The 26,451-nt window shown below is 42.9% G+C and carries 19 protein-coding genes and 1 pseudogene; all 20 read right to left on the reverse strand.

The annotated features are described in order from the left end of the window. Positions 1-114: 114 nt before the first annotated feature. Positions 115-369: pseudogene (locus ACFQ38_RS05260) on the reverse strand (transposase family protein); the annotation flags it as partial. Positions 370-670: 301 nt separating this feature from the next. Continuing rightward, positions 671-4,315 carry an S-layer homology domain-containing protein gene (locus tag ACFQ38_RS05265; RefSeq protein WP_381479958.1) on the reverse strand — a complete coding sequence of 1,215 codons (3,645 nt, stop codon included), beginning with the start codon at positions 4,313-4,315 and terminating at the stop codon, positions 671-673. A 447-nt stretch (positions 4,316-4,762) separates the two neighbouring features. After that, on the reverse strand, positions 4,763-5,479 hold the full coding sequence (locus tag ACFQ38_RS05270) for a WecB/TagA/CpsF family glycosyltransferase (RefSeq protein WP_381479959.1): 717 nt from the start codon (positions 5,477-5,479) through the stop codon (positions 4,763-4,765). Then, complete coding sequence (locus ACFQ38_RS05275) at positions 5,480-6,769, reverse strand: nucleotide sugar dehydrogenase (protein ID WP_381479960.1); 1,290 nt, start codon at positions 6,767-6,769, stop codon at positions 5,480-5,482. Between the two features lie 185 nt (positions 6,770-6,954). Next, positions 6,955-8,127, reverse strand: a complete 1,173-nt coding sequence (locus ACFQ38_RS05280) for a S41 family peptidase (RefSeq protein ID WP_381479961.1) — start codon at positions 8,125-8,127, stop codon at positions 6,955-6,957. A gap of 774 nt (positions 8,128-8,901) precedes the next feature. Further along, positions 8,902-9,966, reverse strand: coding sequence for a CAP and S-layer homology domain-containing protein (locus ACFQ38_RS05285; RefSeq protein WP_381479974.1), 1,065 nt, complete (start codon positions 9,964-9,966; stop codon positions 8,902-8,904). Between the two features lie 774 nt (positions 9,967-10,740). Continuing rightward, on the reverse strand, positions 10,741-11,691 hold the full coding sequence (locus tag ACFQ38_RS05290; protein WP_381479962.1) for a hydroxymethylglutaryl-CoA lyase: 951 nt from the start codon (positions 11,689-11,691) through the stop codon (positions 10,741-10,743). Next, complete coding sequence (locus ACFQ38_RS05295; protein ID WP_381479963.1) at positions 11,691-12,896, reverse strand: CaiB/BaiF CoA transferase family protein; 1,206 nt, start codon at positions 12,894-12,896, stop codon at positions 11,691-11,693. Before ACFQ38_RS05295 ends, ACFQ38_RS05290 begins: the two co-directional genes overlap by 1 nt. Positions 12,897-12,927: 31 nt before the next feature. Beyond that, the gene (locus ACFQ38_RS05300; protein ID WP_381479964.1) at positions 12,928-14,076 is read right to left on the reverse strand and encodes an MFS transporter; all 1,149 of its coding nucleotides are present in this window, start codon (positions 14,074-14,076) and stop codon (positions 12,928-12,930) included. A 31-nt stretch (positions 14,077-14,107) separates the two neighbouring features. Beyond that, positions 14,108-15,619, reverse strand: a complete 1,512-nt coding sequence (locus ACFQ38_RS05305; RefSeq protein ID WP_381479965.1) for a tripartite tricarboxylate transporter permease — start codon at positions 15,617-15,619, stop codon at positions 14,108-14,110. Between the two features lie 11 nt (positions 15,620-15,630). Then, positions 15,631-16,068 carry a tripartite tricarboxylate transporter TctB family protein gene (locus tag ACFQ38_RS05310; RefSeq protein ID WP_381479966.1) on the reverse strand — a complete coding sequence of 146 codons (438 nt, stop codon included), beginning with the start codon at positions 16,066-16,068 and terminating at the stop codon, positions 15,631-15,633. Between the two features lie 48 nt (positions 16,069-16,116). Beyond that, complete coding sequence (locus tag ACFQ38_RS05315) at positions 16,117-17,094, reverse strand: tripartite tricarboxylate transporter substrate binding protein (RefSeq protein WP_381479967.1); 978 nt, start codon at positions 17,092-17,094, stop codon at positions 16,117-16,119. Next, positions 17,091-17,993, reverse strand: coding sequence for an NAD(P)-dependent oxidoreductase (locus tag ACFQ38_RS05320; protein WP_381479968.1), 903 nt, complete (start codon positions 17,991-17,993; stop codon positions 17,091-17,093). Before ACFQ38_RS05320 ends, ACFQ38_RS05315 begins: the two co-directional genes overlap by 4 nt. Before the next feature lie 16 nt (positions 17,994-18,009). After that, positions 18,010-18,669, reverse strand: coding sequence for an RraA family protein (locus ACFQ38_RS05325; protein WP_381479969.1), 660 nt, complete (start codon positions 18,667-18,669; stop codon positions 18,010-18,012). Between the two features lie 212 nt (positions 18,670-18,881). Next, the gene (locus tag ACFQ38_RS05330; protein ID WP_381479970.1) at positions 18,882-19,748 is read right to left on the reverse strand and encodes a MurR/RpiR family transcriptional regulator; all 867 of its coding nucleotides are present in this window, start codon (positions 19,746-19,748) and stop codon (positions 18,882-18,884) included. A 500-nt stretch (positions 19,749-20,248) separates the two neighbouring features. Then, positions 20,249-21,691 carry a sodium/pantothenate symporter gene (gene panF, locus ACFQ38_RS05335; protein WP_381479971.1) on the reverse strand — a complete coding sequence of 481 codons (1,443 nt, stop codon included), beginning with the start codon at positions 21,689-21,691 and terminating at the stop codon, positions 20,249-20,251. After that, entirely contained in the window at positions 21,688-21,993 is a 306-nt protein-coding gene (locus ACFQ38_RS05340) for a YhdT family protein (RefSeq protein WP_336825629.1), read from the reverse strand. The genes panF and ACFQ38_RS05340 overlap by 4 nt, the downstream gene beginning before the upstream one ends. Before the next feature lie 1,265 nt (positions 21,994-23,258). Continuing rightward, positions 23,259-23,354 (reverse strand): putative holin-like toxin, encoded by a 96-nt coding sequence (locus tag ACFQ38_RS05345; RefSeq protein WP_336825631.1) that lies wholly within the window; start codon positions 23,352-23,354, stop codon positions 23,259-23,261. A gap of 166 nt (positions 23,355-23,520) precedes the next feature. Then, positions 23,521-24,489 carry a nuclease-related domain-containing protein gene (locus tag ACFQ38_RS05350; RefSeq protein ID WP_381479973.1) on the reverse strand — a complete coding sequence of 323 codons (969 nt, stop codon included), beginning with the start codon at positions 24,487-24,489 and terminating at the stop codon, positions 23,521-23,523. Between the two features lie 891 nt (positions 24,490-25,380). Continuing rightward, positions 25,381-25,986, reverse strand: a complete 606-nt coding sequence (locus ACFQ38_RS05355) for a 3'-5' exonuclease (RefSeq protein ID WP_336825534.1) — start codon at positions 25,984-25,986, stop codon at positions 25,381-25,383. Positions 25,987-26,451: the final 465 nt, after the last annotated feature.

The raw sequence follows: 26,451 nt of genomic DNA on the forward strand, positions 1-26,451 counted from the left end.
GGGTAACAAACGCACTTTCTAGACATAAATGAATACTCAGATGAAGGCTGGCAAGCTTATGTATTTTTCATTGCATTCTTCTGCACTTTTATCTTGCAAAACACAGGGGGATGTCTCTGAGAAGCGTTTTCCACATGAACAGGCATACCTGCGACGTTTATAGAAGAGGACCGTTAAACGCTCAAACCACTTGAGGTGCTTGACCTTCTGAATGCGGTAGTCATGGATCTTCTTTGTCATTGCTCCACACGTAGGGCATTTGTGAGGCTGCCTCGGAAGCGAAACGTAAAGTGCGGTCCGCTCCCCAACCTCCTCAACCTTTTCAAGGTTTACACCTTTTAATCCAGGAATATTCATGATAGAATTCATGTGCACGTATCACCTTTCGTTTACTTGTTTCTCGACAATTCAAGTATAAAAGAAATGGTGATTACGTGCTTTTTTTGTTGAATTTGTGTGAATACCCCAACAAATATTATAGAACCATATTTTTAACTGCCAAATCGTACATTACCTACTTGCCAAATACAATCCATGCTCACCTACTAAATCTTACTTGCAAAAAAATCCCCTTAAGTCTCAAAAGACTTAAGGGGATTTCTATAATTCTTAAACTCACCTAAATGAGTAAAAAACTCATCTGAAATTTGTTAGTAAATGCAATTTAATGTTAAGCTTCAATTACAATAGTTTCAGTAGCTGAACCTTTTGTAATTGTTACAACTACTTTACCAGCGTTTTCTTCAGTTCCCTCAGCAACTGTTGCAGTTACACCTTCTGGCAAAGTTATTTCTTCAATAGCATCGCTAACGATTGATAATGTAGTTTCCAAATCAGTATCCCATACTAAGTTCAACGCATCAATTGCTTCTTTTGCAGCTTTAACGTCAGCAACATCTGCTGCTTCATCGATAGTATCCTTAACTGCGTTTAATCTATCTAACAAAGCATCTTTGTCTGTACCTGCAGGCAATTCATTTACTAATGCAAGTGCTGCATTATAAGCTTGAAGTGTTTTAGCGTTTTCAGCATTAGCAACTGCTGCTTTAGCTGCTGTAAGTTTCGCTGCAGACTCCAAAACTTCTGATTTAACAACATTTAGTCGAGCCTGTAATGCTGTTTTTTCTTGGCTATTAGGTAGAGCATTTAGTAAATCTTGTGCAGTATTTACTGCTTCTTGAGTTTTAAGGGTTTCAGCAGAAGCAACTGCAGATCTTGCTGCTACTAATAGAGATGATTCAGATGCTGCTGTTACATTAATTGTACCAGCTTTTAGATCACCATAATCTTTTGCAAGATATTGTGCAGCGCTATATTCTAATACAGGAACTGCTAATCCATCTGCACCACTGATTTTGATATTCACTTTTGTTTCTGTAACTGCGCTTACAGATTGAGCTTTTACAGATCCATCAGTAAATGTGAAATCAACTGATTTCAATACATCTTCATTGATTGCTTTGCTAAATGTTAATTCAACAGTATCAGCAACTCCGTCGTTGTTAACATCTAAAGCTTGAGCAGCAGAGATTGTTACGTCTGTACCTTTTACAGCAGTATCTTTTACTAGAATGAATTTGTAATTATCTCCATTGATTAGAAGTCTTACTTCAGCAAGTTTACCTGCTTCAATTGCAGCATTTACTTCTTTAGCAAATTCATTTTCAGTTAAAGTTTTTGAGCCTACTTCTCTTTCATCAAAGAATGAGACATTCTTATCTTTATAGCTCACTTTATTCTTTCCAGCAAAAGTAATTTCTTTTTTATCTTTGTCAAACTTAGAAACAATACCAAAGTGTTCTGTACCTACATTTTTAGAGGATTCGAACTTAGCTTCAACAGAGTGGCTTCCAAGGTTAATTGGACGCTTATCAGTTGACGATGGTACTGCAGTACCACTTGCTGACACTTTTACTGCTGCATTCTTGTCTCCAATAGAGATAACCTCAATTGAAGGATTGAAACCTGTAATCGTACCTGTTGTGTAGTTACGGTTAGGTGCAACAGTAGTTTCTTTAATAGTACCAGTTCTTGTTGTTTCTCTTACTAAAATGTTGTTATCTCCAGTGTTGGAAATCGTAAATGTAGCGTCAACATCTTTATATCCAGTTGGAAGTGCTTCAACAGCTTTACCACTTTGGTTTGCAGCAATAAATTCAAATTTAGCAACTTCATTACCAGAGAATACTGGTTTTCCAGTTCTCGGTACATTTTTACCACTTGAATCTTTTGCTTTTACAGCTCCAGATGTAAGTTTAGCTTCTGCAAAATATGAAATTGGTGCAATTTTATATGTTTCGCCTTCATCTAAATTACCATCTTTTGCATCAGGAGAGTTTACATCAATCCAAGCAATTGGAGTTGCGTAATCTTTAGGATCATCGCTTCCGATAGTGAATTCTGCTTCACCTTTAGAGTTTGTCTTAACTTGAATTACTCTCTCATTTACATAGTAAGGATCGTCATTTGAGTCGAAATCAATGAATTTCGCATTAGTTACAGTGTTGATATTACGGTCAATATCTTCATTGAATGCAATATTCACAATTTCGTTTGCTGCTGCTTTACCGTCTTTTGTTTTTACGACGACTTTGTATTCACGGCCGTTTTTAACTCCAACTGCTGCTTCTTCTAAGCCATCACGTGTAACATCAATAGTATATTCAGATTGAATAGCTGCAAATGTTACTTTCTCAGCTCTTGCTTGAAGTTTGCTTGCTTCATATTTTTCACGAACGTATTTTGCAGTATCTCTACCACCGTTGTCGATAAAGACAATTGGAGTAACTGCAGTGTTAGAACCCGATACCACAAATACTGCTTCACCTTTTGCATCAGTAGTAACTTCTGCAACTACAGGATCTTCATTGTTCAACAATTGACGTGGGTTTACACCATTGACAGTAGCTTTAGATGCTTTATTAACATTTACATTTACATTTTCTTCAAAAGTTACAAAGAACTTCTGATTCGCAACTGGCTTGCCAGTTTTAGGGTCAAGATAAGTCAGTTTATAAGTTTTATCTTCACCGTTGTTAACGCTGTTTCCTTTTTTATCAGTTGATTCGATAGAAAGGATTGTGTCAACACCCCAGAATACGAAAGCATGGCTACGTACTGTTGGAGCACCTGTTGGGTAAGCAATAACTTCGTCAGTACCTGCAGCGTATTGTGTATAAGAGAATGTTGCAATACCATCTGCATTTGTTACTGCTTCAAATACTTGGTCTTTGTTAAGTGTATTATTTGTATCAGCTTTAACGTTGAACGTTACAGGAATACCTTCTTGTTTAACACCAACATCAGCTGAAATGATCGCTTGCTGACCTGTTTTTCCTTGTACAGATTGAGTAGTGATATCAATCTTAGTAGGCACTACAGCGGATACGCCTTTGAATTTACCGATTTCTTTGCTGTTAAGAGATACAGTATATTCTTTTCCGCCTTCTTGAACTGCAGTTGTCAATACAACTGTTTTGTTGTCAGATTGTTTAACTGCTGCGTTTGAAACAGTCAAACCTTCGATTGTGAAGTTCAAAGAGTTGACGTTTTCAACTGCGTCTTTGAATGTTACTTCAACAGTTGTAGCGTTAACAGCTTTAACCGTTGCGTCTCCTACAACACCAGTTGCAACTTCAGAGTAGTCAGTTTCAATCGCTTTGTTCAAGAATGAAGCGAACTGAGCACGTGTAGTTGTACCTTTAGGGTCGAATGTAGGGTTTGCTGGGTTTGTGATATCGAAGTAGTCAAGTACATCGATCGCTGGACGAGCTTCAGCTTTCGCTTGAGCTAAGTCAACTACGTCTTTTTTGAATTCTTGTCCAGCAACATATGTTGCAAGGTCAATGTTGTGTACGCGGTCGAATGCGCGAACGATAACGATTGCCATGTTTTCACGAGTGATGTTGCCAGCTGGGTCAAGTTTCCCGTCTGGAGTTCCTACGAATAGGCCGTTGTCTTTAACAAGAGCAGCCATTTGTAGAAGCTCGTCGTTAGAAGCAGATGTTAGATCTGCGAAACGTGGGTTAGTTTTGTAGTCAGTTGGAACTGAGTATCCTTCTGCTTTCAACCATTTACCCATCATTTTAACAACGTCAGAACGTGTTAAAGTTTTGTTCGGTTGGAACGAGCCATCAGGGTAACCTGAGATGACACCTTTTGCTACTAGTGCATCGATGGATGCTTTGTGTGAGTTGTTGTCAGCCACATCTGTGAAAGATGCTGCACTTGCAACTGGTGCTACTGCAGATGCTACTAATGCAGCTGATGCAGCGCCAACTACAAACTTACGATACTTCGTTGGTTGGTTAGCCATTGAATAATTTCCTCCTCTGATTAAGAAATAATTTTGTCATCTACCCCACGGCAAAATGGAAGTAGAAGCCATTACAAACTAAAGTATAGATATTAATAGCAGGGATGTCAATTACAAAATGGTATTCTGTCAGATTCATAGAGAAAATGACTATGTAATTTTCCGCTGCTTCTATTATTCTATCGTATTTCAAATTTTTATCAAGTATTTCTACAATATTTCTTCTATTGTTATGAAATTGTCATGTTCGTTATGAATATATTTGTTCTTTAAGAGAAGACTTTCTTTTAAAAATGCAAAAGGACTTGAACAGATGGGAGCTGTTCAAGTCCTTTTGTGCGGTCAACCAACCGTTTTTCGTCCTGCGTGGCGTTTGTTATATATGCTACAGAGGAAATTATCCTTACACTTACGTATTCTATCACCTGTTTTAGTAGATTACAAGTATCATTTCTCTTTTTTACGGATAATTTCAAGTAAAAACTTCGGAAGGTTCATTTGCCGCTTTAGGCGGCTCGGTTCCTTTAATAGTCTGTATAGCCATTCGGCTCCTACTTTTTGAAATGCTGCTGGTGCGCGCTTAACATTGCCTGCTAACACATCAAAGGAACCGCCGACTCCTTGATAAAGCGTCGGGTGCAGTTGGTCGCGGTATTGTTCGATCCATAGCTCTTGTTTCGGTGAGCCCATTGCGACGAATAGAATATCCGGCTTTGCTTCGTTGATCTTTTGAATTACTTTGTTGACGTCTTTTTCGTAGCCGTCTTGTGTGCCAGCTACGATGAGATCTGGATAGGTTTCAATTAACTTTTCGGCGGCAGTTTCCGCAACGCCCGGCTTGGCGCCGTAAAGGAAGATCGGCTTTTTCGTTCTCGCCGCTTCCCTTACGATGCGATCCATCATATCAACGCCTGTTACCCGTGATGTAATGTTGCCTTTTTGAAGCTTTGACGCAATGATGACTCCGATACCGTCCGGAATTTGGAATTCCGCTCTATTTAATAGTGCATGAAGACGTGGATCGTCTTTTGCTTTCATGAGCTTTTCGGGGTTGATGGCAACGACTAACGATTTCTTTTTGTCTTCAATGTTTTGAAAGAGCTTCGGTATGAGTTCATCGTAGTTTTCAGTATTTACGTCAACACCTAATACTTTTTCTTTCATTTAATTGAAAACTCCTACTGGCGAGCCGTCTCCTAATTTATAGTAATGGAAGCCGGCTTGTTCCCATTTCTCACGGCTTAGCGCGTTTTTCGTATCTAACACAAATGGCTTCGGCTCTTTCGTATTCAGCATGTCCGGGCTAAGCTGTTTGAAATCGGTATGATCTGTCGTCAAGATGATCAGATCTGCGTCTTCAATTGCTTCCTCCAATGTCGCCTTTTGAGTCGGGTGCTGCAATTCTTTAATATGCGGATCGAAGGAGGATACTTCAATGCCGTATTGCTGTAACGCATCAATTACTTTTAAAGAAGGGCTTTCGCGCATATCGTCGACGTCGCCTTTAAATGCTAGGCCAAGGATGGCGACTTTGCTGTTGCCCGCTGTGCGTCCGCTTAACAAGCTGTTCGCCTTTTTCGCAACGAATTGCGGCATGGAATCGTTCGTCAAACGTGCTTTATGGATAATATCGGAGTTTTCCGGGTTTAATTCCACAAGGAACCAAGGATCGACTGCGATGCAGTGCCCGCCTACTCCTGGGCCCGGCGTATGGATGTTGACGCGCGGGTGGAAGTTTGCGAAACGGATCGCTTCCCAAATGTCTACGCCGATGTTTTCGGCGATTTTTGCTAATTCGTTGGCGAACGCAATGTTGACATCTCGGTATGTGTTTTCCATAACTTTTACAAGTTCTGCGGTCGTTGCGTCTGTCAGATGGATTTCACCTTGGACGAATGTTTTGTAAAGCAATTTTGTGAGCTCTGCCGATTCTGGTGTAATCCCTCCGACGATCCGGTCGTTGTTCACTAACTCTTCGAAAATTTTGCCCGGGATGACGCGTTCTGGAGAATGTGCAACGAAAAGGTTTTCTCCCAAAGTCAAATTCGATTTGCGAAGCTCCGGCAGCATGACGTTTTCGACTGTTTTTGGCGGTACTGTTGATTCCAGAATGACGAGTGCGCCCGGTTTTAAGTATGGCACGATGGATGCTGTCGCCTGGCGGATGTATTCCAAGTTCGCTGTATTGTCCGGGTTAATGGGCGATGGGACTGCGACGATGTATACTTCTGCTTCTACAGGTGTTGTAGAGACGGTGAAGTACCCTTCGTCGATGGCGCGGTTGAGGCGCTCTTGCAGGCCGTTTTCTTCTATATGTAATTGCTTGTTGGCAATCATGTTCACTGCTTTTTCGTTAATGTCGACGCCGTGCACGTAGACGCCGCTGTTGGCGAACATGACGGCAGTTGGAAGGCCGATGTAACCTAAGCCAACGACGCAAATTTTCTTATCCATTCGTAAATGTTCCTTTCTGTTGGAGCTGAATTTTTATTGGAGGCTGCCGTTCGTTTGGGAGCCTTTTGAGTTTTTCATTTAAAAGACGCATGCCAAATCCATTCGGAGTGACATGCATAGTAGGTTCATGTAAACAACTGTTGATTATAGCATATTTGTTTCAAATGTTCATTTTTCTTTGTTTGTCATTTCACTGTAATTGGTGTGTAAATGCCTTGTTTTGTAGTCCTCCCTGTTTGGTTTTCAAAGCCCGGGTGGACGATGAGGACGTACGAGCCGCCACGTTCCATCGGTTTTTTCGGGGTGATGTCGATGACGTCTTCCCCGTTTGGCTGGATGGCGATTGGTACGGCGATCCCCCCTACTTTGACGAGCTCTACTTTATTGGACGCATGAACGTTTTTTAAGTTCATTTTTTGTGTGAAATGAATGTGAAACGTCTTTTCTTGTGGGCTATGGTCGATCGGCGTAACGGCTTTGTATTTTTGTTCGCTCATCATTTCGTGAATGAGCCGTCCGTGAATTGTCGCTAGTTCAGCATCGTAAGCACATTCGATCGTCGGCTTGACGCCGTTATGATGGATTTCCTTTTTGCTTGGTCCAGTAAATTTGCCAACGGTTAGTTTCAGTGCAGAGCCGTCTTCAAATTCAAAGAACGATTGGACAGTCCCCTTCCCTTTTGTTCGTTCTCCAACGATGACCGCGGCATTTTGATCCGCAACCGATGCCGCTACGATTTCAGATGCCGATGCCGAATAGCGGTTAACTAAAATGTATGTTTGTTTCGGAAATTTTGTTTTGGAAGCGACAGGCTTAATCATTTCGCTGCCTTCCCGTGTTGTCAGTTCATAAGCGTTATGGACACCGTTGAAATGGCCTAATAGTTTTTCGGCGCTTTCCACGTAGCCACCGCCGTTATAGCGGAGGTCGATAATGAGTTTTTTTGCTCCTTCTTTTTTCAACTTGTTGTACTGCTTCGTCACTTCTTCATCCATGTTCGCTGAGAAGGTTTTGATCCGAATGTAGCCGATGTTGCCGTACAGCATGGATGATGAGACGGCAGGAGTATTTATGTCGGAAAGGGCTACGTCATCCGCCCCGACCGATGCAACATACTTGCTGTATTCTTCCGCGGTTAAGTAACGGGAGTATTCATCTAAGGAATCGATCACTTCTTCAATGGTCTTTTTTTCGTGGAGGTCAGCCGGGATGTCTCCATAGTAAAAGTGTTCGACGAAGAATTTAACGTCATCGACGCGTGCTGCTTGTACTGGCAGTGCGATGAACAGGAATGTGATGAGTGCAAAAAAGATTGTTGGGATGAGTTTAGGTAGATGTGTTGCTTTTCTTTGTTTCATTGCCGACAGCCTCCTTTTGTGTATCTTTTTTATTTCTAATTATACCCACTTTGATTCATTAAAGACATGGGGCTGGGAAATAGTTTTATAGATTAGGGATTTTGTAGGGGATGGATGGGGCGGCGTAGGAGTTTGGAGGGGGTGTGGGGACGGGTTATGCGTGGGAGGAGAGGCGTTATGCGGCTGGGGCAAGTGTTTATGAGGGAGTTTTAGGAGTTATGCGTTCGTGGAGGCTGGTATGCGTTTTGGGGTGAGTTTATGCGGTGGCGGATGATGATTATGCGTGGTTTAGTTGATTTATGAGTTTAATAGGGTGGGTATTGGGCATTGTGTGGGCGTGGGGTGGAGTTTCTTTTGGTGTTTGTGATTCGCGATGAATGCTTTTGACAAATTAAGGGGTGGGTTTTGTTATGAGGGGATGTTGTGCGTTGCTGAATAGTCGTTATGAGTAATTCGTGGAGTTTATGCGCTTAGGACGAGGGGGTATGCGGGAGTTTTAGGAGTTATGCGTTCGCGGAGGTTGGTATGCGTTTTGGGAGGAGTTTATGCGGTGGCGGATGATGATTATGCGTGGTTTGATCGATTTATGAGTTTAATAGGATTGGTATTGGGCATTGTGTGGGCGCGGAGGGTTGTTTCTTTTGGAGATTGTGATTCGCGATGAATGCTTTTGACATATTAAGGGGTGGGTTTTGAGTGGCTGGTCTGATTAAAGAATACTTGGGTTGATTCATAAAGAAATATAGGCCGGGCACGGGTTTGTGCCCGGTTTTGTTATTTGGTTGTGAAGATGTGGACCCAGTAAGTATCGCCGTTTTTGTCGGTTGCGTAGCCGATGCCTATGTTGGTGAATTTGGCGTTTAGGATGTTGGCGCGGTGGCCGGTTGAGTTCATCCATCCTTCAACGACGGATTTAGGTGTCGTATAGCCTTGGGCGATGTTTTCCCCATAGCCACTCCATTTGTAATTAAAGTGGTCTAACAGCTGCCCGACTGAGCCGTAGGTTGGCGACTGGTGAGCGAAGTAATTGTTTTTCACCATGTCTTCCGCTTTCACTTGGGCAATTTTGGAAAGTGCTGCGTCTTCCTTCAATGCAGGGATATTTTGCTTTTTGCGTTCTTCATTGACGAGCGGAATCGTGTCAGCTGCTGTTACTTTTGGCGGCTCAGGAATTGAGTATTCTTTATCAACATAACGTTGTTTTTCTTTGTCATAATAGATTTCGCCAGATTTACGTTTGGCATCGAAGTCTATCGTGCGCTGGATGAACGCCGCCATTTGTGCGCGAGTGACATTTTCGTTCGGCTTGAACATGCCACCCTGTTCAGTCGTCGTGATGCCTAATTCTGCGATTGTTGTGATGTAGCCGTAGTAACCGTTGATTTTCCTAACATCAGCAAATGTAATGAGATCATTATCGTCAACAATCATATCGAAGGCGTTCACTAAAATTTTGGCCATTTGCCCCCTTGTGAGTGGATCGTTCGGCTTGAACGCTTCCCCATCGTTAAACACACCTTGTTCAGTGAGCGCCCGGATATGGTTATAGGAGCCGTGCGCTGGCGTGACGTCTTTAAAGTTCAGCTGGAAGTTTTCTGATGGCTTCACTTTGGCAGCAAGCGCAACAATTTTGGCTGCTTGAGCGCGTGTAACAGGTTCGTTCAGTCGATAGGTGCCATCGGGATAGCCGTTGATGATGCCTCGATCCGATATGTTGTCTATTGTTTCGTATGCCCAGTGGCTGCGTGGCACGTCCGTGAAGGTGGCTGCTTTTGCTGGGATTGCTGTTGGGATGAGCAACGCAGCGGATAGAAGGATTGCTGTTGTTGATTTCTTCATAGGATGCACTCTCCTTTTCTATTGTTTCTACTATTATAATGGGAGATTTGTAGAGTTGGGAGTGAAATGGGCTTGGGGAGGAGAATTTTATGCGTTTTGGGCGAGGTTTATGCGCGGGAGGGATGGTGTTATGCGTTTTGGATCATAGTTTTGCGCGGGAGGGATGGCGTTATGCGTTTGGGATTATGGTATTGCGGGTGGGGATGGAGTTATGCGTTTTGGGCGAGGTTTATGCGCGGGAGGGATGACTTTTTGCGTTTTGGGCGGAGGTTATGCGAGGGTGAATCGCAAGCATTATGCGTTTTGGATTGACGTTATGCGCGGATGAATCGCATTATGCGTTTTTGACTGCGGTTATGCGCGGGGGAGATAACTTTATGCGTTTGGAGTGAACTTTATGCGCGGGAGGGATGGCATTATGCGTTTGGGATTATGGTATTGCGGGTGGGGATGGAGTTATGCGTTTTGGGCGAGGTTTATGCGCGGGAGAGATGAGTTTATGCGTTTTGGGCAGAGGTTATGCGAGGGTGAAACACATTATGCGTTTTAGACTGAGGTTTTGCGCGGGGGAGATAACTTTATGCGTTTGAAGTAGACTTTATGCGTTTGGAGTAGACTTTATGCGCGGGAGGGATGAGGTTATGCGTGTGGGAGTGAATTTATGCGTTTTTGGGGAGGTTATGCGCGAGGGGAAGCGATTTATGCGTTTTGGGGAGGTTATGCGCGAGGGGATAAAAGACAAACAGAATCCTACTTAGAGGATTCTGTTTGTCTTTATGCTTCCATCTTGTTTTGTTCGGTTGGTTTGTTTTGCAGAGTTGTTATTGGGCCGGCTTGGAGCATGTAGCTGCCGCCGTCGTGACCTATGATGGATTTTGTTGTTTTTGCGGTTTGGATGATGGCGTCCAGGTTGATGCCTGTAGTTATATGCATGCTTTCGAGTGCATAGACGAGGTCTTCTGTTGCTATATTTCCTGATGCTCCAGGTGCATATGGGCAGCCACCTAATCCGGCGATTGAGCTGTCAAATTTCGTGATGCCTTGTTGCAGAGCGGCGATTACGTTGGCGATTGCAAGTCCGCGCGTATTGTGAAAGTGCATGGAGAACTCCATATTAGGATAGTCCCCTTTTAAAATTTGCAGCAATTCACTCACTTGTTTCGGGTTACCCATGCCTGTTGTGTCGGCTAAGGAAATTTCCGTTATGCCTAACTTGGCATATCGATCTACAATTAAAATAAGTTTTTCGACCGGGACTTCGCCTTCATAGGGACATCCGAATGCAACGGAAATCGAGCCGCTTACTATGACGTTTTCTTTGTTCGCAAACGTGATAATTTTTTCTTGGTTTTGCTGGGCTTCCATTACCGTACAGTTGGCGTTTGAAATACTGTGGGAGTCCGTTGCTGAGAGCATGAGTTTCAGCTTTTTTATTCCGACGCTAACCGCTCTTTCAGCTCCTCTTAAATTGGGGACGAGGGCTCTAAATTGTATATTTGATAATTCTCTCGTGCGATTGACGACTTCTTCTGCGTCTTTTAGCTGTGGGATGGCTTTTGGATGAACAAAAGATGTGATTTCCATTGATTGAATGCCTGTTTTGGCAAGTTCATTTATGATTTTAACTTTCTCATCAGTTGGTATCCACTTTGTTTCAGCCTGGAATCCATCTCGAGGGGCTACTTCACAAATCTCTACTTGTTCAGGTAATGTAAATTGCTTCATTAAATAATCCCCTCCTTCTGAAACTCCCTCATGTCTTCGTTGTTGTACCCTAATTGCGACAGAATTTCTTCGTTATGCTCGCCTAAGTCTGGTGCTCGATGGCGAATTGCACCGGGCGTTTTCGAAAACTTCGGCACAATGCCCGGAACTTTTATCGTGCCTAAACGGGGATGTTCGACTTCGACAATATTTTCCCTCGCCTTATACTGTGGGTTCTCGAATATATCTTCTATTGTTAGAATCGGGCTGACAGGCACTCCAAAAGCATCTAATCTCTCAGTAAGTTCTTTTTGAGTTTTTGATTTAATCCATTCAGAAACGATTTGTTGGACAGCATCATTATGTTTCATTCTTTGTGAATTCGTATAATATCGATCATCATCCAACATATCCTCACGGTCCATCGCTTTTGCCAATCGATCAAATGTCGAGTCTGTGCTGCAAACAAGGACGACAAATTTTCCGTCGCTTGTTTCGTATGTACCTGCCGGACTGGAATGGCCGGAAAGTCCGGGACTTCTTTCTCTCACTTTTCCGGTTTGGTCATACTCGGCGATTAAAAATTCGAACATCCTAAACATCGATTCATATAGGCCCATTTCAACGATTTGTCCTTCTTCTTCATTGTTCATGTCCCGGTTATAAATCGCACTCACTGTAGCAAATGCCGCATAAATTCCCGTTATATAGTCCAATAAAGAATAGGATGGACTGACGGGCGGTCTGTCGGTATACCCCTGAATTGCGGTATGTCCGCTAAATGCCGTCGATGGCGTGCCGAAGCCCGCCTTATCCTTGTATGGCCCTGTTTGACCGTATCCTGAAATTCTTGTCATAATGAGCTTCGGATTGACCTTTTTAAGTTCCTCATAGCCAAGTCCCCATTTTTCTAAAGTACCGGGACGGAAATTTTCAATGAGCACATCATGCTGTTCGATTAATTTCAGGAAGATTTCCCTGCCCCGCTCTTTTCGTATATCCAAAGTGAGTGATTTTTTATTGCGCGACATGCCCGGCCAGCGAAGCGCCTCTTTCCCTTTCCAAGGGCCGACCGTTCGGAGCGTATCGCCTTTCCCCGGGAGTTCGATTTTTACAACCTCCGCCCCTAAATCGCCTAACAGAGTAGCGCCAAACGGAGCAGCAATCATAGTTGAAATGTCTAATACTTTTAAATTTGTTAACGGTCCATAATTTGAAGTGGACAATACCTTCCCCTCCTCATGCTGATATAGGACTTCAGCTATTTTTCTTAAGCAAGTTCACGGAGCCTGTTAATATCGCAGCGCTGCAAAAGTAGAAGACGCTTGTCATACCCATTACACTTGAAATGCCTCCGAGCAGCAGCGGGCCAAGCACTTGGGTCATTTTATTGACTGTCAATCGAACGCCAAGCCCTTCTCCTACTCTTTGAACCGGCAATGCATTGATCGTCATAGAAATGGACAGCGGCTGCCCGATACCCAAACTAAACCCTAATAAGAGCGAAAGGATCGAACAGAGCAATGCGTTTTCAAATAGTGGGAATAAAGAAAACAACAACCCTGCACTTATAATTGTACAAACAATGATTTGGCTTTCATTGAATTTCACTAGCAACGCGGGAAGCACGATTCTAATAATTAAACCCGCAGCCGAGTTCAGTGAAATGATAATACCGATTGCCGTAAGGGAAAATCCTTTATCTACACCTAACAAAGGGAAATAAGCAGTAAATATGTCCTTCGCTAATAAAATCACAGCGCTAATAACAATCGCCCTTCGTAAATCTGCTATTTTCAAAAGGTCGTTCGCCTTTTCTTTGATCGCTTCCCGATCCATTCGTTTCGCTTGAGAAATATTTTTTACATTCAACAGTAGTAGCATAGGAAACGTCATGAAGATGAAAAGTCCCAATATCGCCATGCTGTTGACATAGCTCATCCTTTCAGCAATTAAACCGCCAAGTAACGGGCCGGCAAACTGTCCCGATGCCATACCGATGCTGAAAATGGCAACGAAATAATCTCTCATTTTCTTTTTTGAATGTCTGCCTACAAATGATTGGAAGGCTACGACAAAGATGATTTGCGCCAGTCCACCTATAATTTGCGAACCATAAATACCGGCAATTCCACGGAACAAAAGTGGAAACGATAAAGAAAGACCACCTAAGCCTACACTCGCTAACAACGGTTTCCATTGACCTATTTTATCTATTTTTCTTCCTAAGAAAATCGAGCTTACGAGAGGCAATACAGAAAACAACGTGACCAATAAGCCGATTTCAAAGTACGATGCACCAAGTTCCGATGCATATAACGTAACGATAGGCCGGCTGCCTGCTATGCCGATCATGTACAGAGAAGTGGAAAGTATAATGAACAAGCTTTCTTTTCTTCTATTCAATTGAAGACCCCTCTCTGTATCCGTGTAGCGTTTATGATGCAGCTTGTTCTTTGTTTTTCTTAAAGTACGAAATAAATGGAACAACAAACGTAATAATAGCAACGACTAATAACACTGCTGAAATCGGTCTTGTAAAGAAGATTGTCCAATTATCACCGGACATTAATAATGATTGGTTTAAGCTGGATTCTGCCAATGGTCCTAAAATCAATGCCAAAACAATAGGTGCTACCGGGAAACCATATCTCCTCATAAAGAACGCCAATAACCCAAATATCAGCATGATCCAAACGTCGAACATGTTGTTATTAATCGCGTATGATCCGACAATACTGAGCACTAAAATAATAGGCCCTAAAATAACCGGTTTAATGACTAAAATCTTAGAAAATCCTTTCGCGCCCAATAAACCGAATATAACGACCAAAATATTTGCGATAAGCATACTGAAAAACAATGGATAGACAATGTGGCTGCTCGCTGTAAACAGCTCTGCACCCGGACGCAATCCATGGATGAGCAACCCGCCCAAGAAAATAGCGGATACTGCGTTGCCGGGAATTCCTAAAGAGAGTAATGGAATAAGCGACCCGCCCGTTACGGCATTATTCGAAGATTCAGGAGCCGCAATTCCATGTGGAGACCCTTTACCGAAATCCTCTTTATGCTTGGACCAACGCTTCGCTTCGTTGTAAGCGATAAATGCAGCTGGATCCGAGCCGACTCCGGGAATGATGCCGATTGCGGTTCCTAATAATGAGGATCTTGTCATATTTGGTGTGAGCTGCTTCAATTCTTTAAAGGAAGGTAGCAATTTCCCTTTTACTTTTGGAATATCCGACAAATCGAATACATTTTTTGTAGAGCTTTTTGATGAAAGCATTAAAATGAACGCTTGCGAAGCTGAAAACAGGCCGATCAAGACAGGGATAAGACTAAACCCTTCCAATAAGGCTGGATTGCCGAAAGTGTAGCGGGCGTACCCAATAATCGGGTCCATTCCAACTGTTGCTAAAAAGATTCCTAACGCTCCGGCTAACAGCCCTTTATATGGGTTATTGCCAGCCAAGCTTGAAATGATCGTTAAACCGAATACGGCTAACGCGAAATATTCGGGAGGACCGAACCGTAATGATTGAATTGCTAAAAACGGAGCTAATGTAGATAGAAAGAGAACGCTGACAATCCCTCCAAACCCGGAAGCTACCGCTGCTATTCCTAATGCCTTCGCACTGTATCCTTTCTTTGTCATTTCAAAACCGTCAATAACGGTTGCTGCCGCAGATGGCGTCCCAGGTGTGTTTAATAGAATTGCAGGAATCGAACCAGCATACACCGAGGCACAATAAATGGCCCCTAACAATATCAAACTGGTAGCAGGGTCCATTGAGAACGTAAACGGAATGACAATTGCAAGCGCCATTGTAGAACTTAATCCGGGAAGTGCCCCTGTGAAAATACCAAACAGCACACCGCAAAGAATGATTAGTATATTCGTAAACGTAAATACTGTACCGATCGAACTCATCCATATTTCAAACATTTCATCACCCCTTAAAATAGTGTTTCAAAAATCCCTTGTGGCAATGGAACTCTTAGTAAAACTTGAAAGATCAGCGTTAATGCAAGTGACGTGCCAATCGAAATTGCAATGACATTTTTCACTTTTCGATATTCCGTATACCAAAGGATCGCTGCAATCATACCAACGGCAATTAAGGAAAATCCTAAAACGTTTATGAAAAGCAGAGCCGCTACCGAAATTACAACTAATACAAGCAGTGACAAATATTCAGCCTTATTCGGTACGTATGCATCCGCTTCTTCCTTTTTATTTCCTCCAAAAATTAATCCTAAAGACAATAGAATCATAATGACCGAGAACAATTGCGGCCAAAATTTCGCTTTGTCCGGAAATGAAAAAGCAATAATAAATGTAATGATGCTAAACACGATAGCGATCAGACCGATGATCGTATTAACCTTTTTCATAATTCCTCTCCCCCAAAAGAGAATTTGGGGCTAAGTGCCCCAGTACATTTACTGCCCATAGTTCTCATAGATTTCAACGGATTGGTCAATTACCTCTTGAAACTTTTCGGGATCCCCATATGACAAGTTAATACCGACTTTTTTCATTTGTTCATTGTAAGCGTCACTTTCGACAGCCTGTTTAAACCCTTCATGAAGAATTTTAATGATTTCAGGATCAGTTCCTTTCGGTGCCCCGATTCCTCTCCAAGAAGTTGAAACGACATCGATACCAGATTCAATAGCTGTCGGTATATCTGGTAATTCTTCCGACCTCTCTTCCGAAAGAATGGTCAATACTTTTACATTGCCGCTATGCAACTGACTTTCAAATGCCGAATAACCGCCGTACATGACGTCAACATGACCACCTGCAACAGCAGCTAAAGCCAAGGATTCTCCATCAAATGGGATCGTAGCAACTTCGATATCGGCAGTTTCGGAAACTTGCCGATTGGCAATTGCCGGGTTCGTTTGTGTACCATTCACTCCGACATTAATTTCACCTGGATGTGCTTTTGCGTAGTCTACAAATTCCTCTAACGTATCGTACGGCGCATCTTTACCCGCAATTAAATAAATCGGATCATTCACTACCATAATAATTGGTTCAAAATCATCCACTTTAAAGCTCACATTGTTATATAAAGCATTTCCGACGATGGAAGACGTCATCAAAGTTAATGTGTAGCCATCATTTTTCGCTTTTGCACCTGCAGTTTGTCCGATAGTTCCTCCGCCGCCATCTCGGTTCTCAATGACAACCGACTCTCCTAAAAATTCTTGTGCATGCTGCCCTAAAATTCGCGACGTATTGTCAGCGGAGCCCCCCGCAGAAAACGGGTTAATGATTTTAATCGGTTTTGTCGGGTAATCTGTTGCTCCTTTATTACTTTCTCCATTGGCTTTTTCTGCATTGCAGCCCGTTAAAACCGTAAAAGTAACGAACAACATGGCAAGCAGCAGTCCGTTTAATTTGTTTCTCATACGTCTATTTCCTCCCTTTTGTTCACTTTGTCATTGATCGCTAATATAACTTCCAGCCATGAATCAGGTTTTACAGCCTTGAACGAGTCCCGCAAATTCAAATTTGTAATTGCATCGAGCGTCCCTTTTGTCGCACGTGACATTTTTGATGATAAGTGTGCGTCTTGCAGCATTTTAATTGTTCCATCCAATTCCGATGAACGTCTTGCGGAGTGGATGGCAGTACCCGTTACTAAACGGTTCATCGTCGTTTCGAAATCACTTTTATTCATCGTTTCTGCAATTGAATGAATCACTTGCTCGTCTACGTTATAATGCTTTGCAGCAGTCAACATCTCGACTAATAATGTGGAAATGCCTTTCATAAAAATACTTCTAATCAATTTTGTCGCTGATGCCTCTCCTGCAAAATCGCTAATCTTCGTAACATCCATGCCATACTGTCCAGTTAAACGAATAAATGTATCCGCTCCTAACCCGCTTGCTAGCATAGGAACTTTATGTTTGTAAACAGACAGTGGTCCCATCATGGCGATATCTACAAATTGAATGTTTTTAACTTCGAGCGACTTGCAGACGGCCGCCTTAGTTTCCGGCGATGCGGCGGAGACATCAACGTACAGTTGTTTGTCAGATAAGAACGGCAGCAATGATTGGCATACACTATATGTTTTGTCAGCAGGAACAGCTACGATTATCATGTCCGAATTTGCGGCAACTGCTTCCATCGATTCTTGTAAACGGACAGAAGCTTCGTTCGCTCTTTCTTTAATTAACGGCCCGAAAACGGGATCATCCCATAAGTAGTCAAATGCCTCGATCTGTTGTAACCCTTCTTTCGATAAACCTTGTGCCATTTCATAGGCCGCTTCTCCAAAACCAATAAACCCAAGTTTCAAAACGCTCCCGCCTTCCTCAAAAACCAAATTTCTTCATTTTATCTTTTAACCAATGCGGCTCTGTATTTCCACTCTGTATTTCCACTTTTCTTTTATCCTCATAGGAAAGCTTTTCCTCAGCTTTTTTCAAAACTTGCTCGATTTGCATTTTAGGAACTACTACTACGCCATCTGCATCAGCGACGATTAAATCCCCGGGCGTAACAGATACCCCTCCGCATGAAATTGGAATATTGAACTCCCCTGGTCCATCTTTAAAAGGTCCATTTGGAATGAACCCTCTTGCGTAAATTGGGAAGCGCAGTTCCATTAACGCTTCCTTGTCTCGAACCAATCCATCAATGACAATGCCTTCAAGACCATTTACTTTTGCCGATTCTGCCATCAACTCCCCTAAGTAAGCGTTTGCATGATGTCCTTGACCGTCCGCGACTATTACATAGCCTTTACTTCCTAATTGAATCGCTTGATGCAAAAATAGATTATCGCCAGCCCTCATCTTCACGGTCAATGCGGTGCCTGCAATCGTGTCATTTGTCGTTAGCGGCAATATTCCGTAATCCATCGCACCACTGCATCCCATTGCATCGCTTAATAGTGTAGTTGAAAGCATTTTTGCCCTTTCAATGATTAATGGATCAAGCAATTGGATTTCGCTTTGCTTAACGTTTGGCATTCTTCTTCATCCTTTCTTCGTCGCAACCGGTCAAATTTGTAGTAAATATAACGCCATAAATTTTGAAAGTAATATTTATAACTACGAAAACAGTTTATCACCATCTTAATTATTTGTAAATGGCATTATTCATTTTTATCTAATTTGTCTAACGATTCTTTTATTGCAAAATAAATAGCAGTCAGAGATGTATAATCTCTAACTGCTTTCTGTTAGTTTTTAGGAAATGTCTCCATATGATGATATTTCATACCGATTAAGAGTTCATCAATCTTCGCAAAACGTTCTTTCGTCATTTCTACATCTCTTGATGCGACAGCAGTAATTAAATAATCTACTAAAAAAATCGGAGCAATAATCGAGTTATGAAATGCCAAACTGCTTACATTGCAGTTTAAAACAATATCGGAGTAATTCACAAGCGGTGAGGAATAACTATCTGTAATCGAGATCACTTTAGCATTCCGTGCTTTTGCTGCACGTATAAATTCAATTACTTTGTTTCCGTACCTCGGAAAGCTCGTTGCAATGATTAAATCGTCCGATGTAAAATCAATTACTTTCTCAACCCATTCACCTAAGTCTGCATTGACCAATTCACCTTTTCCAATTAACCTGCTTAAGCCGTAAGATAAGCTATGAGCAACTGGAATCCCACTTCTGATCGCCGTGCAATGGATTCTTTTCGCATTGAAAATGGAATCGAGTACGCTTTCCAATGTCTCTTCCGTAATCATGCTAACCGTTGAATTAATATTGTGGATTTGATTTTCTGCGTTTTTCAACCATAGATTCACATTTTCTTTGTCTTTTAAATTTACTTCTAATCTTGTATTCGGATCCGCTCGGTTTCTTAATAGTTCTTGCAGCCCTTTTTGAAATTCACTATATCCGGAATAGCCTATATTATACGTTAACCTCATAATTGTCGTTGTGCTTGTACCTACGAGTCCAGCAAGTTGATCGACAGTGAGAAACGCTACGTTTACCGGGTTTTTTATTATGTAATCTGCAACCCTTTTTTGTGATTCTGTCAGTTTCGTAATTTGTTCCTTCAAATCCATGATTGGATTAGTCATTCGTTTCACTCCATCTTGTAATTTTTATATCTTTTAACAAAAATAAAGTAAGGTATATTACAAACAGTTTATCATATATCGTCATAACTGTAAAAATATTTACATAGTAAAATATGCTAAAAAACGGAATCCTTTTGAGGGGATTCCGTTCCAGCTTGTTGACAAACGCTCGCATACTACGTTACTCATCTCGCTCGTCCCCTCATGAACCCTAAGTTCTATTCGGGTCTTCGCGCGGGCTCGCAGGAAGTGAGTCATGCAACCGTTGCCAATCGAACGGCGAAGGGTTCGATTTGCCGTATTTCTGCGTTCTTTGCAGAAATTAAGGCACCTCTAGGACGTGGCGTTCTTAGGTTGCCTTCCTTGACAAGCGTTTTCAAGCCAAGCTGGGCAAACATCTATCTCATGACTATAAACCATAAAAAGACTGTAGACAAAGTGAAAAGATACTTTGTCTACAGTCTGAAACGGAATCCTTTTGATGGGATTCCGTTCTTTATTCAAAATCGATAAGCTTCTCGCTTGATAGCAAGGCTGCCGATAATGTAGGCGATGAATGATAGGACGACTGGCAAGGTGACGGTGTGGACACCGAATAGGTCGCCGTTTGCTGTGTTATAGAAGTGGATCACAATATAGGATGCCATGCCGGTGATCATGCTTAGGATGGCTCCGTATTTGTTGCCGTATTTCCAATAGAGGCCTAAGATAATTGGCCAGATGAAAGCTGCTTCGAGTCCCCCGAATGCAAATAAGTTGAGGAAGATGAGCAAGTCGGGCGGCTGCAAGGCCAATAGGAAGACGATGATACCTAAGATGCCGGTGACGCCTATGCTAATTCGTTTCACCGATTTTTCTGTAGCTTCCGGTTTAATGAAGTTCAAGTAAACATCTTTGACGATTGCTGAGCTAACTAATAGCAACAGTGAATCGACAGTCGACATGATGGCTGCCATAGGCGCGGCTAATACGATTCCCGCTAACCACGGCGGCAAGATTTCAAGCGCAAGCAGCGGAATGACTTTATCAGCTACTTCGATGCCCGGCAAAACGGGACGTGCGAAAACGCCGATCAAATGCATGTTCAGCATAATAATACCAGTGACAATCGTGCCGATGATAAGTGCTCGGTGCATAGCGCGCGAGCTTTTATAGCTCATGGCACGGACTGCCATTTGCGGAAGGCCGACGACCCCGACGCCGACTAAAATCCAAAATGAGGAGACGTAGGCGGCTGTTAGACTGCCGTCCGCTCCGAATGGCGTAACGAGATTCGGATTTTCATTCAACAAGTCTTGCATAATGGCCGGGATTCCGCCCCCAGCGATGATAACGCCAATTAATAGGACGAGTGTGCCGACTACCATAATCGCTCCTTGAACAGCATCCGTTACAGCGACTGCACGAAAGCCCCCAATGATGACATATACTAAGACTGAAATCGCAAAAATGAAAAGTGACGTCGTATACTGTAAGCCTGTAAGCGATTCGATCAGCCGTCCGCCCCCGACCCATTGTGCAGTCATTGCGGAAAAAAGGAATATGATAATAGCGATCGCTGATAGAATCGCAACTGCAGAACTTTTGTAGCGCACTTTCAGGAAGTCGATCATCGTGACGGCATTATATTTGCGGCCTAAGATGGCGAATTTCTTCCCTAAGATGAGCAAAACGAAATAGCCCGTAACAACTTGAATCATCGCTAATAAAACCCAGCCGAAGCCGACTGTATAAGCGGTGCCCGGACCACCTAAGAAGCTGGATGCGCTCCCGTATGTAGCGACCATCGTCATCGCTAAAACGAAACCGCCTAATTCACGTCCGCCTAAAAAATAGTCTTGGAGGAAGCCGGATTTCGCCGCCACGGATTTGGATGACAGCAGCCCGATGACGAAAATGCCAATCAGGAAAATGGCAAGTGGAATAATGACGCCCAAGTTCATGGTGCTTCCTCCCCTTCCTCCTCAAACGAAACTTCTTTTAAGAAGAATTTCGTGATGACAATGACAAGTGCTGATATGAGCACGAAGCCAACGACGCAGCTATAGAAAAACCAATCGGGTAAGCCGAAAATGTAATTGTACTCTTCGACAGGCCTTGATCCTAACCCATAGGCAAAGCCGAACCACCAAATGAAGTTGATGATGGCAAGTATGATGCCAATCCATGCTTCCCGATGGGCAATTTTAAAGCGCGGATCGATCGGCTCGTTATGCGCTGATTCGTTGTGCGGCATTTTAGGCATTTTTGCGACTGCTCCTTTCTGAATGATTGTTTGTTAGATTGTGTCATTCGTGTCATTTCTGTGTCTATGGGATTGATTATACAGCATTAATTCAGATGTGGGAGAGGATTTTTGGGAGTTTTGCTTGTTGGGGGCGATTCTGTGCGGGAGCTGGAAGGGTTATGCGGAGCAGGGTTTGCGTGTGAGGCCAGCCGTTAGGCGTGCGGGCGAGAAGTTATGCGGGGTTTGGTTGAGTTTTGCGCGTGGGGTGGGCGTTATGAGGGATTAGAGTGAGTTATGCTCTTGGACTGAAGTTTATGCGTTTGGGGAGCGCGTTTTGCGCGCGGGTGAGAAGTTATGCGGGGGTTGGCTGAGTTTTGCGCGGGGGGTGGGCGTTTTGAGAGCTTTAGTGAGTTTTTGCTCTTGGACTGAAGTTTATGCGTTTTTGGGAACGAGTTTTGCGTGCGGATGAGAAGTTATGCGGGGTTTGGTTGAGTTTTGCGCGGGGGGTGGGCGTTTTGAGGGCTTGAGTGCGTTTTTGCTCTTGGAATGAGGTTTATGCGTTTGGGGAGCGCGTTTTGCGCGCGGGTGAGAAGTTATGCGGGGTTTGGTTGAGTTTTGCACGCGGGGTGGGCGTTTTGAGGGCTTGAGTGAGTTTTTGCTCTTGGAATGAGGTTTATGCGTTTGGGGAGCGCGTTTTGCGCGCGGGTGAGAAGTTATGCGGGGTTTGGTTGAGTTTTGCGCGTGGGGTGGGAGTTATGAGGGCTTGAGTGAGTTTTTGCTCTTGGAATGAGGTTTATGCGTTTTGGTAGCGCGTTTTGCGCGCGGGTGAGAAGTTATGCGGGCTTTGGCTGAGTTTTGCGCGCGGGCTGGACTTTATGTGTTTTTAAAAAGTGTTTTTCGATTGGTCAGTAACGTAATTGTTTTGTTGGGAATTATGTGCAGAGGTAGGATTTTTGGGGGATTTAGATTAATTTCGTTAGGGCCTTTGGTTGGCATAGTCGCGGGGATTTGGCTGTCTATCAGTGAAGCGTAGGTCGTGAGAAATGGTTTTTACAAATTTAGGTTTCCTTTAGGACAGCTACAGTAGGCTTGGGTCATTTGCCTCCTGCGGATTTGATAGACTTTCTTCGTATTTTTTGGTATACTTTTGATATGAAATCTATACATTAAGAATGACCGATTGGTGGTGGTGCACCAATCGGTCAGTAATGAGATTGTATCGCTGCAAAGGCGATCGGCACATCACGGAGTAAACCGCTCATGTCCCTATGCTATGTGGCGGTTTACTTTTTTTTCGTAAAAGTGTACGACAATGCAAGGAGTGTTACAATTAGCCCCGAGAAGGCAATCATTAAATTCAATGCTTCGTATATCGTCATGCGCATCAACTCCTTTCCCTCTTGATTTCGAGAGCTCTTGGATCTTGATGTGCCTGCCGCCCATGTACATAACTATTCCATTACTTCATTTAATTATACCACACATACGTTCGTATTAATATAGAGAAGCCTAAAAACGCCCCTTTTCTGGAGCGTTTTTTTATTTTTATTGAGCCGCAAATTCCTTTTTAAATATATAATGCGCCGCTTTTCGTTCCCCGATTACTTGCAGGTTTGTTTTAGCAAGGAGACCACGTGCAACGTGGCGGTTATCGATTTTCGTAAAGTAGCGGAATTCACGGTTTGTCATTTTGGGTTGGATAAGCAAAAACCAATCTTCGACGGCTTTTTGGTGTTCGGTTTGTCCGGAGTGCTGACAATGAGCGCAATTCCATTTTTTCTTTGCCCATTGCATGCCGATCCGGTCGCAATTCGGGCAAATGACTCCCGGAGTAATGTCATTGATGTCGATGCCGTATTTTTCCGTTAGTGGAGAGATTGTGTATTCTTTATGTTGCTGGAGCATTTCTCTCGACAGTTTAGCAATCATTTGTTTCTTTAGGATTTCGTTTTGAACGTTCAGCTCGCGAAAATAGGATGGCGCTTCGTAGGTGAATGCGATTTTCATCTCTGGTTCACTGTTTTGGAATTCAATCTCGTTATCGTGTTTGAATATGATGAGTCCGCTAATCGGTATATCGATATTGCGAGATTTGAGCCATTGCTGCAGGAAATGAATCTTCCGTTCAACTTCAACGATTGGGCTGCGCACTACTTTACGGTCGCCGTTCGGATATACTTTAATGAATTGGGTGGGAGATGATGTGATGACCGTTTTGTAAGAGTAGTTTTTCACTTCGGTGACAACAATTTCTGAAGGTGTGATGAGCAAGGAGTCAATTTGGAAATAGAAGCCATTTTGTTTCAAGTATAGATCGTGCAGGATAGCGTGCGGATATGCTGGCGTAAATTCGGTCATGTATTTGTCGTACTCTTGCTCGCCTTCATAGCCAGCCTTGTATTGATATAGTTCTTTTTGGATTTCGGATTGCTTTTCGTGACTGGCCGGCAATCGGCGGGTCAAGGAAAGCAATCCTTTTAGTTCGTTTGGCATTGTCCGTTTTTTGTAAAGCATTTGATCACCTCTTCTATAGTTTACATGTGGATTTCCTTACTTGGAATACTTTCGGTGAAGCTTGTAATTTAAGCTCTTTTACGGGTTTGAAATTTATTTTTGCGGGATTCCTGCGGGTAAAAATTTGATTTTGAGAGTCGTGGGGATAGTATGTTAGTAGATTTTATGCGTTCTTATCTCGGATTATGCGTAAGAGTGAAAATTTTTAATTGTTTTTTTGAGTATGCGGTATGTAATAGTTTTGCGTCGCAGATAAGCGTTTCGGGAGGCGGTTTATGCGTCGATGTTTTTTGCGTTTGGTCGCGGAGGAATGTGTTTGTCTAAGTTTTAGTGAGTCGCGATGAATGCTTTTGACAAATTAGAGGGTTGATTGGCGGGAATATGGATGGGCTGGGAGCAGGAGATGCGAAGGCGTTTACCGGGAGGAATATGCGCGTTTGTTGGCCGTTTTGCGTTTTGAGGAGGATTTATGAGTTGTTGCTTTGGGTTATGCGGGGCGGGACGGGGGTATGCGTGATTCATTCGATTTATGCGGGGCGGGACGGGGTTTTGCGTGATTCATTCGATTTATGCGTTTGGGGATGACGTTTATGCGTGATTCTTTCAATTTATGCGTTTGGGGATGACGTTTATGAGTGATTCACTCAATTTATGCGTTTGGGGATGACGTTTATGAGTGATTCACTCAATTTATGCGTTTGGGGATGACGTTTATGAGTGATTCTTTCAATTTATGCGTTTTGGGACGGGGTTTTGCGTGATTCACTCAATTTATGCGCTTTGGGACGGGGTTTTGCGTGATTCTTTCTATTTATGCGTTTGGGGATGAGGTTTATGCGTGATTCTTTCTATTTATGCGTTTGGGGATGCAAATAACCGCCGGGTGGGCGGTTATTGGGTGCAGTATTGGTAGATGGCTGCTGTGGCGATGCAGTCGCCGATTGCGTCGTGGGCGTCGTGTTCTAATTGGAGGTATTTGGTCAGTGTTGTTAGTTTGTGATTGGGTGTGTCGGTGATCGTTTTGCGTGCTATTTTGACAGTGTCTATGACGGTGTATTCTGGGATTTTGATGCCTTCGATGCTTTCGAGTGCGTATAGGAACCCCATGTCAAATGATGCGTTATGGGCAATGATTGGCAAGTCACCGATGAATTCGATGAGTTCTTCGATTTTGTTTTCAATGGTCGGAGCCCATTGGACCATTTCATTCGTGATGCCGGTGAGTCGTGTAATATTGGGAGGGATGTGCCGTTCAGGGTTAATGAATGTGTTGAGCAATCCAGTTTGCTCATGATTGTTGAATTTTAGGGCTCCAATTTGAATGATGCGGTCAGCACCCGCTCGGAAGCCTGTCGTTTCAAAGTCCAAAACGATATAGTCTTTCACATTCCTCGTCGTTGTTTTATATTTCTTCGTTCGAGCTGCGCGTCTTGCTCCCCAATTTTGCATATTGGATTTCTGCAGGAGGAGTTCGTTCGCCTTGTGATTTGAACTCATCTATGATGCACATCCTTTACTCTATTCCTTCCATTCTACTACTCTATTGCACCTTTCTTCTACTAATAAACTCAATCCTATTCAATTTGCTAATTAATTGTCGTAATTCCAAACCTGTTTTCCACAATTACCCGAAGTAGAGTTTCCCATAGACGAAGTCAGGAGTTCCTACAAGCTATATGGTCGTGCCTATCGTCCTTCTATCCGAGCTCTTTTTAATAGTGTACTTTTGTATGGAAGTTGTAAAAATATAGAGCGATTCAATAGAGGCTGTTTTTGAATACGAACAATTGACATTTCACATGCCGAATTCTCCCACTACATATGTAAACACGTTGCGATGATGGTATTCAAAGGACTACGAAAGCTGTTCGTTACATATGCGGCAATGCATTTAATCCTCTCCCTTATCGATTGCAAAATAGAACGGGGCTGTCCAATAAGTCCCTAAAATAGAACAGGTGG

The organism is Sporosarcina contaminans, assembly GCF_042679045.1.
GTDB classification, from domain to species: Bacteria; Bacillota; Bacilli; order Bacillales_A; family Planococcaceae; genus Sporosarcina; species Sporosarcina contaminans.

What these genes read in the sequence shown, in the direction of transcription:
- ACFQ38_RS05265 (WP_381479958.1), bottom strand. Translation starts at nt 4,315, where the DNA reads ATGGCTAACCAACCAACGAAGTATCGTAAGTTTGTAGTTGGCGCTGCA.
- ACFQ38_RS05270 (WP_381479959.1), bottom strand. Translation starts at nt 5,479, where the DNA reads ATGAAAGAAAAAGTATTAGGTGTTGACGTAAATACTGAAAACTACGAT.
- ACFQ38_RS05275 (WP_381479960.1), bottom strand. Translation starts at nt 6,769, where the DNA reads ATGGATAAGAAAATTTGCGTCGTTGGCTTAGGTTACATCGGCCTTCCA.
- ACFQ38_RS05280 (WP_381479961.1), bottom strand. Translation starts at nt 8,127, where the DNA reads ATGAAACAAAGAAAAGCAACACATCTACCTAAACTCATCCCAACAATC.
- ACFQ38_RS05285 (WP_381479974.1), bottom strand. Translation starts at nt 9,966, where the DNA reads ATGAAGAAATCAACAACAGCAATCCTTCTATCCGCTGCGTTGCTCATC.
- ACFQ38_RS05290 (WP_381479962.1), bottom strand. Translation starts at nt 11,691, where the DNA reads ATGAAGCAATTTACATTACCTGAACAAGTAGAGATTTGTGAAGTAGCC.
- ACFQ38_RS05305 (WP_381479965.1), bottom strand. Translation starts at nt 15,619, where the DNA reads ATGTTTGAAATATGGATGAGTTCGATCGGTACAGTATTTACGTTTACG.
- ACFQ38_RS05310 (WP_381479966.1), bottom strand. Translation starts at nt 16,068, where the DNA reads ATGAAAAAGGTTAATACGATCATCGGTCTGATCGCTATCGTGTTTAGC.
- ACFQ38_RS05315 (WP_381479967.1), bottom strand. Translation starts at nt 17,094, where the DNA reads ATGAGAAACAAATTAAACGGACTGCTGCTTGCCATGTTGTTCGTTACT.
- ACFQ38_RS05325 (WP_381479969.1), bottom strand. Translation starts at nt 18,669, where the DNA reads ATGCCAAACGTTAAGCAAAGCGAAATCCAATTGCTTGATCCATTAATC.
- ACFQ38_RS05330 (WP_381479970.1), bottom strand. Translation starts at nt 19,748, where the DNA reads ATGACTAATCCAATCATGGATTTGAAGGAACAAATTACGAAACTGACA.
- panF (WP_381479971.1), bottom strand. Translation starts at nt 21,691, where the DNA reads ATGAACTTGGGCGTCATTATTCCACTTGCCATTTTCCTGATTGGCATT.
- ACFQ38_RS05340 (WP_336825629.1), bottom strand. Translation starts at nt 21,993, where the DNA reads ATGCCTAAAATGCCGCACAACGAATCAGCGCATAACGAGCCGATCGAT.
- ACFQ38_RS05345 (WP_336825631.1), bottom strand. Translation starts at nt 23,354, where the DNA reads ATGACGATATACGAAGCATTGAATTTAATGATTGCCTTCTCGGGGCTA.
- ACFQ38_RS05350 (WP_381479973.1), bottom strand. Translation starts at nt 24,489, where the DNA reads ATGCTTTACAAAAAACGGACAATGCCAAACGAACTAAAAGGATTGCTT.
- ACFQ38_RS05355 (WP_336825534.1), bottom strand. Translation starts at nt 25,986, where the DNA reads ATGAGTTCAAATCACAAGGCGAACGAACTCCTCCTGCAGAAATCCAAT.